Below are 13,957 nucleotides of genomic sequence, written 5' to 3' on the forward strand. Positions count from 1 at the left end.
CCTTTAGTAAACACGTTTTGCTGGGGGAATGGGATCAATCTCATTCGTAAGAGTGTGGAGAGTGACCGGACGGTCATCTAACTTAACATTTTGATCATTTTCCAACCAACTTAGTGTGTGCTTCATCCAATTTTGATCATCGCGCTCTGGATAGTCTTCCCGCGCATGGGCTCCGCGGCTTTCTTGGCGGTTTAAGGCCGATGCCAATGTTACCGTTGACTGAGCCAGAAGATTATCAAGTTCCAACGCTTCCATCAGGTCCGTATTCCAAATTAAAGATCGGTCATTTATTTCTAGTTTAGCCATTTGATCCTTAATATTTTGTAACTCGCGGGTTCCTTCACTCAACAATTTTTCGTCACGGAAGACAGCACAGTGCTTTTGCATTGCTCGTTGCATGCCCAGCCGAATGGCCCCTGCTTTTTGATCGCCGTTGGCTTGGCGAATTTTATCCAAACGTTCCAGCGCTTTATCCTCTAAACCTTCAGGCAAAGTATCATGGGGCCTATTAGGTTCAATTAACTCTTTAGCTCTAAGAGCAGCAGCTCTGCCAAAAACAATCAAATCCAACAGCGAGTTTGTTCCTAAACGATTAGCACCGTGCACAGAAACACAAGCAGCTTCTCCAATCGCCATCAAGCCCGGCACAATTGTCCCCTTTCCATCTTTCATTACTTCCGCATGATAGTTGGTTGGAATCCCTCCCATATTATAATGCACTGTCGGCAATACCGGAATCGGATCACGCGTCACATCAACACCAGCAAAAATTTTAGCGGTCTCAGAAATGCCCGGCAATCTTTCATGCAATACTTGGGGATCAAGATGTTCTAAATGAAGGAAAATATGATCCTTATGAGGGCCTACTCCTCTTCCTTCCAAAATTTCCACCGTCATCGCCCGACTCACCACATCACGTGAGGCCAAATCCTTAGCATTTGGCGCATAACGTTCCATAAATCGTTCGCCTGCACTGTTCGTAAGGTAACCACCTTCACCACGCGCGCCTTCAGTAATCAGGCAACCGGAACCATAAATACCTGTGGGGTGAAACTGAATAAATTCCATATCTTGAAGCGGCAAACTAGCACGCAACACCATTGCATTGCCATCACCAGTACAGGTATGGGCGGAAGTACAGGAAAAATACGCTCGGCCATATCCACCTGTTGCCAACACAACAGTGTGCGCTTGAAAACGATGAATTGTCCCCTCTTCCAGGTTCCAAGCAATAACACCACGGCAACGGCCCTCTGAATCCATCATTAAATCCAGGGCAAAATACTCAACAAAAAATTCTGCTTCGTGCTTTAAACATTGTTGATAAAGCGTATGAAGAATCGCATGTCCAGTGCGATCAGCCGCGGCACAAGCACGCTTAGCCATTGCCTCACCTTTGCGAACTGTATGCCCACCGAAAGGACGTTGATAAATTTTTCCTTCCGGTGTACGTGAAAAAGGAACGCCAAAATGTTCCAACTCTACCACCGCTGGAATCGCATTGCGGCACATATATTCGATGGCATCTTGATCACCCAACCAATCAGAGCCCTTGATAGTATCGTAAAAATGATACCGCCAGTCATCGCCATCACTCATGTTATTAAGGGCAGCACCAATCCCTCCTTGCGCAGCAACAGTGTGGCTACGCGTTGGGAAAACCTTTGTCACACAGGCCGTCTTTAACCCTGCAGCTGACATACCTAAGGTTGCCCGCAAGCCAGCCCCGCCAGCACCAACAACAACGACATCAAATTTATGATCGATAATTTTATAAGAGTCTGCCATCACTTGCTACCTAAGAATGCAATTTTAATCAAGAAAAAGAGAGATAATACAGGAATGGAAATCATCAAAAATTTCAGGATTAACAAGCTTGCATAGCGCCAAAAAGCCGCATGAACATAATCTTCGATAATCACCTGAATCCCCAAAACTGCATGGAAGGTTACAGCTGAGATAAATAAAAACATCCCAGATGCTGTCCAAGGATTGGCCAGCCAAGTAACCACATCAGCATAAGAATCGTCACCATGATAAGAAAGGCTGCACACTAGCCACAGCCCCAAAACAATAAGGGCAACTGCAGAGATTCTTTGGTAAACCCAATGGTTAACACCATCGTGAGCTGAGCCTAGACCTTTTACCTTCGCCAATGGCGTTTGAAAATCTCTTTGTGTCATTTAATACTCATCCATGTTAGTAAGGTCAGCAACACAGCAGCAATCACAACTGTCCATCCTGTTACGTGTACCGCGCGGAGTGAAAAGCCATATCCTAAATCCCAAGCCAAGTGGCGAATTCCATTAGCAAAATGATAATAAAATCCTAAAAGACACAGCCCTAATACAAGTTGACCGAACCAGCTTTTGAAGAAGATAATTGCTTCAGCAAAAGAGTCAGCTCCCATGGCAATAGCCCCTAGCCAATAAAGAAAGAAGAAGATGCCCAGAGACAGACCTATCCCCGTCACCCGATGGGTAATTGACAGAACTGAGGTAATTTGTGGTTTATAGACTTGTAAATGCGGCGAAAGAGGACGAAGGTTTGGCTGTGATGACATTAAACTAATTAAAATTAATGAATAACTTTAATTAGTTTATAACGTCCCCCCCAAAAGGTCAACAACCATCGAGAGAGATTTCGAGCTCAACGCATAAAGAGTGTTGCTTGTTGTCGGACCCTCACCCTACTTTCCTGAGTATTGCTCTGTTAGCTCTTGGGCGCGGGCTTCCTCGATCTTGTCAAACAATCGGAACGGTGCCTGCAATTGGTGATCTTTGGCAAAATAGCTAAAATTAACACTTGCGGCGAAGGGTGTTTGGGCTAACTGATCTGCTGCTGGGTCATTAAGTAATGTGAGAATCTTTGCTGCTGCTTCTGGAATAAAGGGATAGCTAGTAACCGCAAAAACCCGCAGCAAATGCAAGCAATGGATGAGGCTAATCATCGCGCTCGTCGGATCTGTCTTCGTCACCGTCCATGGTTCTTTGGTCGTGATGTATTCATTTCCCAACACCCAAAGGGATCGTAAAGTTTGCGCCGCTTGACGGAATTTCATCTGTTTCAGATGCTCTCCCAATTCGCTGACATGTGCCTCTACATTTTGCAACAAAGCTTGATCCACTTGCTCTGGCTGCAATTGCAGGGGCACTAAACCTTGATAATATTTTTGGAAAAGTGACAAAGTACGGTTGGCAAAATTTCCGAGAATATCAGCCAAATCCTTATTAACGACCGAAGCAAATAGGCTAAAAGAAAAATCAGAATCTGATGTTTCCGGACAGTTAGCCAACAAATAATAGCGCCAATAATCAGCGGGGTACAAATCCAGCGCCACATCGGTAAAAATACCACGCTTTTGACTGGTAGAAAACTTACCTTTATCATAAGTTAACCAGTGGAAGCCTTTGATATAATTAACTTGTTTGAATCCCATATCCGCGGCAAATAAGACGGCTGGCCAGAAAATCGCATGAAACGGCACATTATCTTTGGCCATAAACTCAGTGTATTGCACGTCCTGATTGGCCATCCACCACTCTTTCCACTGATCTGGCTTATCTGTTGTCGCTGCCCAATCTTGAGTCATACTAATATAACCATTGGGGGCATCAAACCAAACGTAAAATACCTTTTCCTCATACCCTTCTTTAGGAACAGGAACCCCCCACTTCAAGTCGCGCGTAATACAACGCGGTTGCAAGCCTTCATTCAGCCATTTCTTGGCAATGCCCTTCACCACATCAGGCCATTGGAGTTGATCCGACACCCAGTCTTTCAATTGATCTTCAAGCTTACTTAAATCTAAAAAGATATGTTTGGTTGCTGTCAGCTCGATATTTTTGCTGCCGCTAATGCTTGAGTAAGGATCAAGCAGATCTTCGGGATCTAATAAAGTGCCGCAGCCATCACACTGATCGCCTCTTGCCTTTTGATAGCCACAATGGGGGCAGGTTCCCTCCACATAGCGATCAGGCAAGAAACGCTTATCATCAAAAGAATAATATTGACGAATTTCCTTTTCCTCAGCAAAACCATTTTTCTCTAAATGCGAGAAAATATCCCTCGTTAATTGATGATTTGAAGGAGCAGAACTCCGACCAAAATAATCAAATTGAATCCCAAAACGCTCGTAGATTCCCTTTTGCACCTCAAACATTTCGCAGCAATATTGCTCAATCGGTTTACCCGCCTCTGCTGCCGCAATTTCAGCTGGCGTTCCGTGTTCATCTGTTCCGCAGATATATAATACATCTTTACCATCTTGACGCAAAAACTTGGCATACACATCAGCTGGCAAAATTGATCCAATCAAGTTCCCCAAATGTTTAATGCCATTAATATAGGGAAGCGCACTGGTGATTAAATAACGTGTCATTTGTTCTTTCATATCTTTTTTAAAAACTTACACCCACCATAACTTTAAGAGAAAATTAGGGCAACAAACTTATATTATAGTGAGGTAGTTTTTAAAAGGAGTCTTAAAAGATGGATTTGCACTTAACTGATAAAACAGCTCTTGTGACAGGATCAACAGCGGGAATTGGCCTTGCTATCGCCAAAAGTCTTGCCACTGAAGGAGCCTCTGTTTATGTCAATGGCCGCACCCATGAGCGTGTGACCACTGCCATTCACCAAATACGACAGCATTGCCCTCGGGCTATTCTCTTTCCTTTTGTCGCCGACCTCAGTCAGGCAGAGGAAGTTAGAAAAGTTGAGTCTCAAGTGCAAAACATTGATATTCTCGTCAACAATCTTGGTTACTATGAACCCAAAGAATTTGGCGATATCACTGATGACGATTGGCTAAAAATGTTTAACGTTAATGTCATGAGTGGCGTCCGTTTGAGCCGTTATTATCTCCCCAAAATGCTGGCTCAAAATTGGGGACGCCTCATTTTTATTTCGAGTGAATCAGCTATCGCCATTCCTGGTGAAATGATCCATTACGGCATGTCAAAAACAGCCCAACTTGCTATTTCACGGGGACTTGCTCAACTCACCACTGGCACCAATGTCACGGTGAATAGCATCCTCCCCGGCCCCACTCGGTCTGAAGGCGTTGAACAATTCCTTGCCAATATTGCCATTCAACAAAATAAAACAGTCGCTCAAATTGAGACTGAATTCTTTAAAAATGTCCGTCCGAACTCTTTGATTAACCGTTTTATCAGTGTGGATGAGGTTGCCAATCTCGTAACCTATATTGCAAGTCCCTTAGCCGCAGCCACCAATGGAGCAGCACTTCGTGTTGAAGGAGGTTTAGTGAATTCGGTGTTTTAAACAAGGGCGAGATAGGGGAAGATATTTCATTTTCGCAAGTGGGGCAATGTCCCCCGCCCAAAAAGAGCATAAGCTATAAGGGGCGGATAAACACAATAACCACAAATTGATAGGACAGATTTAAACACTCAACAGCTTCTTAGTGTTTAAGTTTGTCAATTTCTTTTATTGACACAAATGGTTTATTTGAACTATTGTACTATCACAGTACTACAACAAGACAAAGAAACTGCATGGAAGACGATCATCATCACATAAAGCCAATTGAATTGGCCGAGGCGTTATTTCTGCTGGAGACAGAAGATGAAGTACATCGCTTCTTAAAAGATCTTTGTACCCCCCAAGAAATAATAGCCTTGAAGGAACGGTGGCGAGTTTGCCAGTACCTTGAGGCTGGAAACTTATCCTACCGCGACATTCACCGCCTGACAGGGGCAAGTCTCACTACCATTGGTCGTGTGGCGCGCTTTTTAAAGGAAGAGCCCTATCAAGGGTACCGCCTTGTCTTAAATAGGATAAATAAGAAAAATGGAACTAGCTAAATTAATCTCAATTATGAACGTCGTTGGATCTGTGCGTCTAACTTCTACAAAAAAAATGAATTTGCAGAAGGTATTTATACAGGGTCTAATATTTATTGCCACTTCAGCGCAATCTGCCACTATTCAACCTCCTCACAAAGTGTATATCAGTAAAATTGCGGATCACCCTGCCCTAGATGCTACCACCAATGGAATCGTCGCTGCCTTAGAAATAAAAGGGTATAAACAAGGCAAAAATTTGGACTTGCGAATCGAATCAGCCCAAGGAAATCCAGCTCTCGCTCAACAGATTGCTGCCAAATATAGTAATCAAAATCCTGCTGTAGTTGTGGGTGTGGGGACGGTCACTGCGCAAAGCTTTGCTAAACATGCAGCTTCTAAAAAGGTAAAATTAGTTTTTAGTTCCATCACAGACCCACTAAAATCTGGTCTTGTCCAAACCATTACGGCACCCAACAATAATACTTCTGGCGTTTCCAACTATATTGATCTACTGCCTCAGCTTGAGTTGTTTAAAAAACTGCAACCATCGCTGAAAAAGCTTGGTTTTCTCTATAACCCTGGAGAGGCAAACTCCGTTATCTTAAAAGAAAAACTGGAAGAACTTTGCCCTCAATTAGACTTGATTCTCATTTGTCAGGCCGTTAACAAAACCGCCGATGTAGCCCAAAATGCAACGAAGCTTGCCCAAAATTCGCAGGCAATCTTCATCAGCAATGATAGCACAGCTCTTAGCAGCCTTCAAAGCGTCATCAAAGCTGCAACTCGCGCCAAAATCCCAGTGTATGTGAGCGATACAGATGCCGTTGCCCTGGGAGCGGTCGCGGCTCTTGGGCCAAATCAATACGAGATAGGATTGCAAACTGGTTATATGATCGCGCGCCTCCTTAATGGCGGTGATATAGCCGTAGAACAGATTGAACTTCCCCACAAAACCGATCTTTACCTCAACGTGGACGCTGCTGCCAGAATTGGTATTATAATTCCTGAAGAGCTCACTAAATTAGCCACCAAAGTGATCGGGGGAGCAAACTCATGAGCGGCGCTGAATTCCTCACCAGTCTAGAAATCGGCCTGATTTACGGCGTTGTTGCCGTGGGCATTTTCCTTACTTTCAGGATTATTGATTTTCCCGATCTCACCTGTGATGGCAGCTTTACTTGTGGGGCTGCCACCGCTGCGGTAGCGTTGAAGGCGAGCCTCTCTCCTCTCACTTCCTTGCTATTAGCCGCAAGTGCTGGGGGTCTTGCCGGTCTTGCTACTGGTATTTTATATGTTAAGTTCAAAGTGACGAACTTGTTATCCGGCATTCTGGTTGCCTTTATGCTCTATTCCCTTAATCTCAAGATAATGGGCGGTATTCCCAATATTACGTTGATGAACGAGGGGACCTTGTTCGTGGGATCAAATGCCCTCATGCTGTTGATCGCTATTAGCCTGGGAATAGGGAGCCTGCTAAGCTATTTGTTGGCAACGGATTTTGGGTTAGCATTACGCAGTATTGGTCAAAACCAACAACTCGCTAAGGTGATGGGGGTTCGCCTCGCGAGTTTTACCGTCGCTGGCCTTACCTTAAGCAATGCGTTGATTGGGTTGGGGGGTGGTCTTTATTGCCAACACCAAAGCTTTAGTGATGTATCTTTGGGGATTGGCACCGTTATTATTGGCTTGGCTGCCGTGATGATTGGAGAAAAATTGCTGCCATTCCGCTCGCTTTGGTTAAATGTATTCGCCTGCTTTTTAGGATCAATTGTCTACCGTCTGCTGATTGCTTTAGCCCTTCACAGTGAATGGTTGGGATTGGAAACGTCTGACTTAAACTTAATCACTGGCCTGGCTATCCTCGCCATTATGGTATTGCCACAGCTAAAAGGAAAAAGCACATGCTCTGCCTAAAAGATATCAGTGTCACCATGGGGCACGGCACTATACTGGAACGCCAAATTTTAACAGACCTCAATTTGACCATTAGGCGCGGCGAATTTGTGATTTTAATTGGCGGCAACGGCGCTGGTAAATCAACGTTGTTTAATGCGATTTCAGGTGCCCTTGCTGTTGACTCTGGCAGCATTACTTTGGACAATACAGACATCACTAAATGGTCGGTAGAAGAACGCAGTCCCGCCATAGCAAAAGTCTTACAAGACCCACGCATCGCCACGATTAGCAACATGACCATCGAGGAAAATTTAAGCTTTGCCTATAAGCGAGGCCAATCCCGTCGTTTTGCTCGCCACAAAAATAATGCGCGGCGTGAAATCTTCATCGAGAAATTAGCAATGCTTGGCATGGGCTTGGAAAAACGTTTAAATGAGCTCACCGGTAATTTATCCGGCGGCCAACGTCAAGCTTTAAGCTTAATCATGGCATTGATGAGTGAGTCAAAAGTGTTGTTGCTCGATGAAATCACTGCTGCTCTTGATCCAACAATGGCTAAGGTGATGATGGAATTAACCACTCGCATTGTTGCTGAAGAACAGCGCACCACCTTGATGATTACCCATAACACCGCGCACATGACCCACTATAGCGATCGCACCCTACGCTTAGTAGATGGTCAAGTGGTAGCAATTTGAGGAAGGAGCCAAACCATTTCTCCTTTTGAGACCAACATAATCACGATTTTTGGGGCACACGGCAAAGACTGGCTGAGAGCTCTTCCTACCCTGGTCTCAGCTTGCGCCTCCCAATGGCAACTTAAACATCTAGTGGCATTTCCCAATCTTACCAATAATTATGTGATGTCTGGATTACAAGGTGACCAGCCTATTATTCTTAAAATCGGAATTGATCAATCGGCCATCGAAAAGGAAGCCGTTTGCCTTCAAAGCTTTGCTGGTCAGGGATGCGTGAAATTACTGAAAAGTGATTTGAGGCGGGGCGCTTTGCTGTTGGAATGCGCCAATCCTGGGCATTCTCTAAAATCCTTTTTTCCTAAAGAAGATCATCTGGCAATCCAGGCAACGGTGCAAGTAATGCAACAATTACACAAAGCCCCTTTCTCTACCCGGCAGTTTCCTTCCCTTGTCCAATGGCTCCACGAGCTGGACAAGGAGTGGGAATTGCCGGCTAACTACTTAGAAAAAGCACGTCATCTCAAATACCAGTTACTGGCAACTCAAGGTCCTCCTGTCCTGCTTCACGGGGATCTGCATCATGATAATATCTTAGCTCACAATCAGAGGTATGTTGCTCTCGACCCGAAAGGTGTGATTGGGGAGTCGGCGTATGAGGTGGGGGCGTATTTACGCAATCCAATTCCTGACTTAATGCAGCATGGGGATGCGAAAGATATTATTGCAAGACGAATTCAAGGCTTTGCGACTGAGCTTTCACTTAATCCGCAACGTCTGGCGCAATGGAACTATGTCCAGGCGGTTTTATCTGCGTGCTGGAAGATTGCTGATGGTCTCTCACCTCAGCCATTCCTGGCGTATTTAGAAATTATTGAGGAAGATTAATTTTTACACAACGATGACGAATACCATAATTTCCTTTCAAAGAATAGCAAGCGAAACCACATTTTTGATAAAATCCCAGCCCTCCTTCATCAGTCTCTGCCATAATTCTGATGGGTTGGAACAAACTGATGACTTTTCATTCACCATTACTCATTCCGCCAAACGAATATAGCGACGCCCTAGACGTAATGTCTCAACACCGGGTTTAGCACACAGCCCCTTTGCTTTGATTTCAAGGGTAAATCCGGCTGCCTCAGCCACGCGAATGCTGGCATAGTTTTCCTCATCCATCACAATAGACAGACGCTTCAACCCCATTTCTTGAAAAGCATACTCCACTAAAGCATTCACCATCTCAATGACAAAACCTTGGCCATGTGCCGATTTTTTACACCAATACCCGATTTCCGCAGAACCTGTTTTCCAATCAAGCTTATGAAAACTGGCACTACAAACAAGCTTCTCTTCATAAAAACTTATAAAGTGAAACTCGTCTCTTAAAATAAACTTAGCATAAAACTCCCGTGCAGTTTTTTCCAAATCTTTGGGAGTTTTGACGTAGTGAGTCCATTCAAACCACTTCTCAAAGAGTTGACGTGATTCCTCTATTGCCTCAAACATTTTGGCGCCATCTCCGGGCTGCACAGGGCGAATCACTAGACGCTTGGCCGTAATAGAAAGGGGCAGATCGAGTAAAATTGGCTCTTGGATCATCCTAAATCTCTTTTTTGGTGATTTTAGTTGGCCAGTTGAGATTTTATAGTGCAGTTTTCTCTGGGTAATAGATTTGAATAGCGTCGACACTGACAAGCTCTAGCTCAGGGTATCGAAAGGCTGTTAATTTTCCCCCGAAAACACAACCCGTATCGATATTAATGGTGTTATTCATCCACGTTGCTTCTGGAACAACCGTATGCCCATAAACAACTAGTGTCTCTCCTTGATAGTCTTCTGCCCAAGGTGAACGAACCGGCAGCCCAAACTCATCCACTTCTCCTGTCGTTTGACCATAGAGGCAAAAGGCCCGAATGCGGGGTGAATCTTTACCTATGTGATCTTCTTTGAGCCCAGCGTGCGCCACAGCTAATCTTCCCTTATCAAATACATAGTGGGGAACTAACTGATTTAGAAAATCAACTACTGAAGAATTAAAAGATTCATCTTCCTTGGCCAATTGGTCGAGAGTTTCTTTCAATCCATGTAAAACTTTTACATCCCGCCCTATGAGTTTACGCTTAAGCTTATCATCATGATTACCACAAACACAAAACGCTATTCCACTCCAAACAGCCTCCATAACAAGTCGCAATACATCGGGAGAATTGGGGCCACGGTCCACTAAATCTCCCACAAAAATCAGCCGTCTTCCCTTTGGATGCGAGACTTGAATTTTATTGCCTTTTTCAAAGGTATAACCCAGCTTCACTAACAAGGTAACCAACTCGTCAAAGCACCCATGCACATCTCCAATAATGTCAAAAGGGCCATACTCATCACTTTTATCAATTGTTGATAACTGGGTCTGGATATTATCCATGGTACTCAAAATCTCTCTATTGCTTTAAAATTTTTGAATCAATTGCTAATTATTTCTTTCCATAAGAGAACTTAAAATTGCATCAAAATCACCTCTTTAGGTAATTAATTTACTAAACTCTTTCAAATATGCCATACTACCCTCATTTTCCAAGGGGTGATGACACACAGCTTCTAACGGCCAACCATGAATATCAACAATATAGGCAGCATAATAATTAGGGTGATATTCTTCTCTAATCCCAGGCTTGCCATTATCCATAGCTCCTAATTTTAGAGCATTCTCATACCATCTATCTATTGCTAACCGCTCAGGAGCATGGAAAGCTATATGAAGACCTAACTTTCTTCTTTCGGAGAGGGAAGGTAAAGCACCGACAGCTGTTATCCAGAAGAACTTGCTATGTTCTGTTCCATATCCAGCCGTACTCTTAAAGGTCATAAATCTTTTAATATTTAAAGGTTCTAAAAGGCTATCATAAAACTCTAATCCTTTTTGGAAGTCGTCTACAAACAGAGATACATGATCCAGCATTTCTTCCCTCCTTTTGGGTAAAACCTATTCCTGGCAGGTGATAAGATTACCTTTATATTTATAGTCAGCCCTTGAAGACAGGCAATAGTATAAGCCGTCCCTTTTGAGAGCATCGCCACATTGGCAGAAGGTTGTTCCCTTTATTCTTTCTGTAAAAGCGGCTCGATCTCTCGCGATAAGAAATACTAATGATAGAAGTCAACGAAGATAATTTCCTATAATTTTAGCCAATGGAAAAACATACAGACCAAGAGATATTAATAAAAGAATAACTCCTCCTATTATTAAGTAAGCACGCGTTTTTTTAGAACTTATTTTTTCTAAAGGAGGGGGAGCTAGTTCTTTAATACTATTATAAAGATTATAATAGGTGGCTAGAACTTCTTTCTCGGTTACTCTTTCTTTAGAAGGCAAATAAATGATTTTAGTAAGTTCAGTTGCTACATGCAATTTCATCTCTGTAAGAGCTTCTGCGCGTTCAATTATCTTGCTAGGAATTTCTGATATAGCCATCTCTTACTCCTCAAAGGGCGAAAAACCCTTTATTTTTATTACCAATAGTTTTATGTCTATGAGGTGCGGCCACTTTCGCTATGCAATAATCTCCACTTACCGACATTTTAAGAATATAAGCTTGATTTGCTGATGGGCAACGTTAAAACATATCTTCTCATAACGCCCCTTTTAAAAGAAGTTCGCCGCCAATTAAGCTTTCTTAAAAGTTAGTTCCTCCTTGCGGAGAAGCTCAAAAATATTATAAGTTTCCCCTTAAATATTTTAACAATTTGCTGCCTCTTGGTCTTTTTCCTGCAATCTATCTGTATGGAAAAAGTTGTTGAGGTCACTAACAATCTGAAATCTTAAAGATGACCCCGGGGAGACTTGATAAATCTCATATTTATTTTGGATAGATTGAAAGCTGTCTTGATGGGGCTATTATTGGACAATGGCAGTCTTAGCTATATTATCTGTCTCTGGTATGGAGGGTACTCAGCAAGGAAATAGCAGATAAAAATAGTGGAATCATGAGAGAAGTAATCCAATGCCCTCAACTACATACCAAGATTTTTTAAGTAAAATAAAATGATGTGAGGATGAATAATTTAATGAAATGATATCACTCTCATCCAATTAAAACTGTTTCGCTCAATTTGAATTATATTACAATTATAATAAAGATTTAATTTTTAAACACCTTTTTAATAATCTTATTTTTTCTTAATGCGAGAGAGTTTTTCTATTATCCTTCCTTTAAAGGACAAACCCAGATAGTTATAGCGGCTTGCTATTATAAATGAATAGATCGAACTGAAAAAGAGGCAGCTCTACTACTAAAAATGGCAGAGCTTTATCGTTAGACCTCTTTTGAAACAGTCGCCTTTTGCGCCCAGACGTCGCTAGATTTTAACTCGTAAGCTTCATTTACTTTTATAAACTCCCCATGCTCGTCAAAATTTTGCTAGTCAGAGAAACAAAACTCTCGACTTCAAAAAAGGTCTGTTAGTTAGCACTAATAATTTGAGCCATCAACTGGCTGCGCATGACAACTCCTTCTGGTGCAGTCTTGCTTTGAGCGAGCTTTACAAAAATTTCACCTGCTTGAGCTTTATCACCTTTTTGAAATAAAAGAGCCCCTTTTAATTCCAAGACGAGAGGTGCAAGGGAAGAGTGTTCTTGATCAATCGCATCCAACTCTTTCAGCAAAGTTTCAAAGTTCACTTCAGATTGCTCGCTTTGGATCACCACTTTTTGATAGGTGGCCAAATCATGCCAAACCGAATCAATATTTTTAGTATTAAGAATATCTTGATAAAGTTTCAGAGCCTCTTGTTTCTGGCGTGCATCCCCTAAACTCAAAATACCTGCCTCATTAACTTTAGCAAGAATATCATAAGGAGCAACCGTGCTTGTCGCCAAACTTTTTAAAACGCTAAGTGCCTCACCATGGCGATCTTGTGCCGCATAGTCTTGAGCACTAATCAAAACATCCGAAGCTTTGCTGCGTTTGTTATAGTCGTATTGGTTCCACAAATTATATCCGACAAGGCAAGCAAGTCCCATAATAATAAAGCCGGTAAGGGCTTTACCATAACGATTCCAAAGATTCATATATTTTTCATGACGAATATCGCTTTCGACTTCTTCCATGAATTCATCAAATTTTTCGGCCATAAAACCCCCAGGGTGAACGTTTTTAGTGATTTTTTATTTCATCATACTGTACTATAACTAATGTAGAAATTAAATTATATAGATTTTAAATGACTTTGGATCCCATTTACACTCAAACAACAAATTTTGTTAAAGTGACAGTTTTTCCCATTTATTTGGAAAATCAATCGTCGCCTGAAGAAAATCACTATCTTTGGGCTTACCATGTCCACATTGAAAATTTAGGGACGGAGACAATCCAGTTGCGTTCACGCCATTGGACGATCACCGATGCGTATGGCAGGCGTCAGGAAATCCGTGGTGGTGGCGTGGTTGGTGAACATCCAACGATTAAACCAGGAGCGGCTTTTGAGTATACAAGCGGCACTCCGCTGTCCACACCGTCAGGAATTATGATGGGTCAGTATGAGATGGAAAAAACCCAT

Annotated in this window: 15 protein-coding genes and 1 pseudogene; 7 read left to right on the forward strand and 9 right to left on the reverse strand. The window is 42.7% G+C overall.

The window, feature by feature from the left end; genetic code table 11:
• Positions 1 to 3: 3 nt before the first annotated feature.
• From sdhA to metG, 4 genes are all read right to left on the reverse strand, one after another.
• Positions 4 to 1,788: a succinate dehydrogenase flavoprotein subunit gene (gene sdhA / locus IG80_RS0102820; protein WP_032112494.1), complete on the reverse strand. Its 1,785-nt coding sequence runs from the start codon at positions 1,786 to 1,788 to the stop codon at positions 4 to 6.
• Entirely contained in the window at positions 1,788 to 2,183 is a 396-nt protein-coding gene (gene sdhD / locus IG80_RS0102825) for a succinate dehydrogenase, hydrophobic membrane anchor protein (RefSeq protein WP_032112495.1), read from the reverse strand. Before sdhD ends, sdhA begins: the two co-directional genes overlap by 1 nt.
• Positions 2,180 to 2,563 carry a succinate dehydrogenase, cytochrome b556 subunit gene (sdhC, locus tag IG80_RS0102830; RefSeq protein ID WP_032112496.1) on the reverse strand — a complete coding sequence of 128 codons (384 nt, stop codon included), beginning with the start codon at positions 2,561 to 2,563 and terminating at the stop codon, positions 2,180 to 2,182. Before sdhC ends, sdhD begins: the two co-directional genes overlap by 4 nt.
• A 126-nt stretch (positions 2,564 to 2,689) precedes the next feature.
• A complete protein-coding gene (gene metG, locus IG80_RS0102835) occupies positions 2,690 to 4,393 on the reverse strand; it encodes a methionine--tRNA ligase (protein WP_320408877.1) in 1,704 nt (567 codons plus the stop codon).
• A gap of 98 nt (positions 4,394 to 4,491) precedes the next feature.
• On the opposite strand from metG, the gene IG80_RS0102840 reads away from it, so the two are divergent.
• From IG80_RS0102840 to IG80_RS0102865, 6 genes are all read left to right on the forward strand, one after another.
• Complete coding sequence (locus IG80_RS0102840; RefSeq protein ID WP_032112497.1) at positions 4,492 to 5,286, forward strand: SDR family NAD(P)-dependent oxidoreductase; 795 nt, start codon at positions 4,492 to 4,494, stop codon at positions 5,284 to 5,286.
• Between the two features lie 233 nt (positions 5,287 to 5,519).
• Positions 5,520 to 5,828, forward strand: a complete 309-nt coding sequence (locus tag IG80_RS0102845; RefSeq protein ID WP_032112498.1) for a YerC/YecD family TrpR-related protein — start codon at positions 5,520 to 5,522, stop codon at positions 5,826 to 5,828.
• Entirely contained in the window at positions 5,815 to 6,867 is a 1,053-nt protein-coding gene (locus IG80_RS0102850; protein ID WP_052045922.1) for an ABC transporter substrate-binding protein, read from the forward strand. The genes IG80_RS0102845 and IG80_RS0102850 overlap by 14 nt, the downstream gene beginning before the upstream one ends.
• Positions 6,864 to 7,724: an ABC transporter permease gene (locus IG80_RS0102855; protein WP_032112499.1), complete on the forward strand. Its 861-nt coding sequence runs from the start codon at positions 6,864 to 6,866 to the stop codon at positions 7,722 to 7,724. Before IG80_RS0102850 ends, IG80_RS0102855 begins: the two co-directional genes overlap by 4 nt.
• Complete coding sequence (locus tag IG80_RS0102860) at positions 7,712 to 8,404, forward strand: ABC transporter ATP-binding protein (protein ID WP_075553143.1); 693 nt, start codon at positions 7,712 to 7,714, stop codon at positions 8,402 to 8,404. The genes IG80_RS0102855 and IG80_RS0102860 overlap by 13 nt, the downstream gene beginning before the upstream one ends.
• A gap of 132 nt (positions 8,405 to 8,536) precedes the next feature.
• Positions 8,537 to 9,289 (forward strand): aminoglycoside phosphotransferase family protein, encoded by a 753-nt coding sequence (locus tag IG80_RS0102865; protein ID WP_156962008.1) that lies wholly within the window; start codon positions 8,537 to 8,539, stop codon positions 9,287 to 9,289.
• A 150-nt stretch (positions 9,290 to 9,439) separates the two neighbouring features.
• Here the strand turns inward: IG80_RS0102865 and IG80_RS0102870 are convergent, their stop codons facing one another.
• The 5 genes and pseudogenes from IG80_RS0102870 to IG80_RS0102890 form a co-directional block, all read right to left on the reverse strand.
• Positions 9,440 to 10,003: a GNAT family N-acetyltransferase gene (locus IG80_RS0102870; RefSeq protein ID WP_052045926.1), complete on the reverse strand. Its 564-nt coding sequence runs from the start codon at positions 10,001 to 10,003 to the stop codon at positions 9,440 to 9,442.
• A gap of 64 nt (positions 10,004 to 10,067) precedes the next feature.
• Positions 10,068 to 10,793 (reverse strand): annotated as a pseudogene (locus tag IG80_RS0102875) (metallophosphoesterase); the annotation flags it as partial.
• Between the two features lie 129 nt (positions 10,794 to 10,922).
• Entirely contained in the window at positions 10,923 to 11,360 is a 438-nt protein-coding gene (locus tag IG80_RS0102880; protein ID WP_052045928.1) for a VOC family protein, read from the reverse strand.
• Between the two features lie 198 nt (positions 11,361 to 11,558).
• On the reverse strand, positions 11,559 to 11,873 hold the full coding sequence (locus IG80_RS0102885; protein WP_032112501.1) for a hypothetical protein: 315 nt from the start codon (positions 11,871 to 11,873) through the stop codon (positions 11,559 to 11,561).
• 987 nt (positions 11,874 to 12,860) lie between these two features.
• Complete coding sequence (locus tag IG80_RS0102890; RefSeq protein WP_032112502.1) at positions 12,861 to 13,532, reverse strand: tetratricopeptide repeat protein; 672 nt, start codon at positions 13,530 to 13,532, stop codon at positions 12,861 to 12,863.
• A gap of 104 nt (positions 13,533 to 13,636) precedes the next feature.
• On the opposite strand from IG80_RS0102890, the gene apaG reads away from it, so the two are divergent.
• Positions 13,637 to 13,957: Co2+/Mg2+ efflux protein ApaG (gene apaG, locus IG80_RS0102895; RefSeq protein WP_084756074.1), on the forward strand; the 321-nt coding region annotated here is incomplete at its 3' end.

Origin of the sequence: Candidatus Paracaedibacter symbiosus, assembly GCF_000757605.1 — a bacterium.
In the GTDB taxonomy this organism is placed as follows: Bacteria; Pseudomonadota; Alphaproteobacteria; order Paracaedibacterales; family Paracaedibacteraceae; genus Paracaedibacter_A; species Paracaedibacter_A symbiosus.

Excerpts from the sequence above, each read along its gene's own strand:
- IG80_RS0102880 (WP_052045928.1), bottom strand. The coding sequence starts at position 11,360 with ATGCTGGATCATGTATCTCTGTTTGTAGACGACTTCCAAAAAGGATTA.
- IG80_RS0102850 (WP_052045922.1), top strand. The coding sequence starts at position 5,815 with ATGGAACTAGCTAAATTAATCTCAATTATGAACGTCGTTGGATCTGTG.
- sdhA (WP_032112494.1), bottom strand. The coding sequence starts at position 1,788 with ATGGCAGACTCTTATAAAATTATCGATCATAAATTTGATGTCGTTGTT.
- IG80_RS0102845 (WP_032112498.1), top strand. The coding sequence starts at position 5,520 with ATGGAAGACGATCATCATCACATAAAGCCAATTGAATTGGCCGAGGCG.
- IG80_RS0102890 (WP_032112502.1), bottom strand. The coding sequence starts at position 13,532 with ATGGCCGAAAAATTTGATGAATTCATGGAAGAAGTCGAAAGCGATATT.
- sdhD (WP_032112495.1), bottom strand. The coding sequence starts at position 2,183 with ATGACACAAAGAGATTTTCAAACGCCATTGGCGAAGGTAAAAGGTCTA.
- sdhC (WP_032112496.1), bottom strand. The coding sequence starts at position 2,563 with ATGTCATCACAGCCAAACCTTCGTCCTCTTTCGCCGCATTTACAAGTC.
- IG80_RS0102860 (WP_075553143.1), top strand. The coding sequence starts at position 7,712 with ATGCTCTGCCTAAAAGATATCAGTGTCACCATGGGGCACGGCACTATA.
- IG80_RS0102885 (WP_032112501.1), bottom strand. The coding sequence starts at position 11,873 with ATGGCTATATCAGAAATTCCTAGCAAGATAATTGAACGCGCAGAAGCT.
- metG (WP_320408877.1), bottom strand. The coding sequence starts at position 4,393 with ATGAAAGAACAAATGACACGTTATTTAATCACCAGTGCGCTTCCCTAT.
- IG80_RS0102855 (WP_032112499.1), top strand. The coding sequence starts at position 6,864 with ATGAGCGGCGCTGAATTCCTCACCAGTCTAGAAATCGGCCTGATTTAC.
- IG80_RS0102840 (WP_032112497.1), top strand. The coding sequence starts at position 4,492 with ATGGATTTGCACTTAACTGATAAAACAGCTCTTGTGACAGGATCAACA.
- IG80_RS0102870 (WP_052045926.1), bottom strand. The coding sequence starts at position 10,003 with ATGATCCAAGAGCCAATTTTACTCGATCTGCCCCTTTCTATTACGGCC.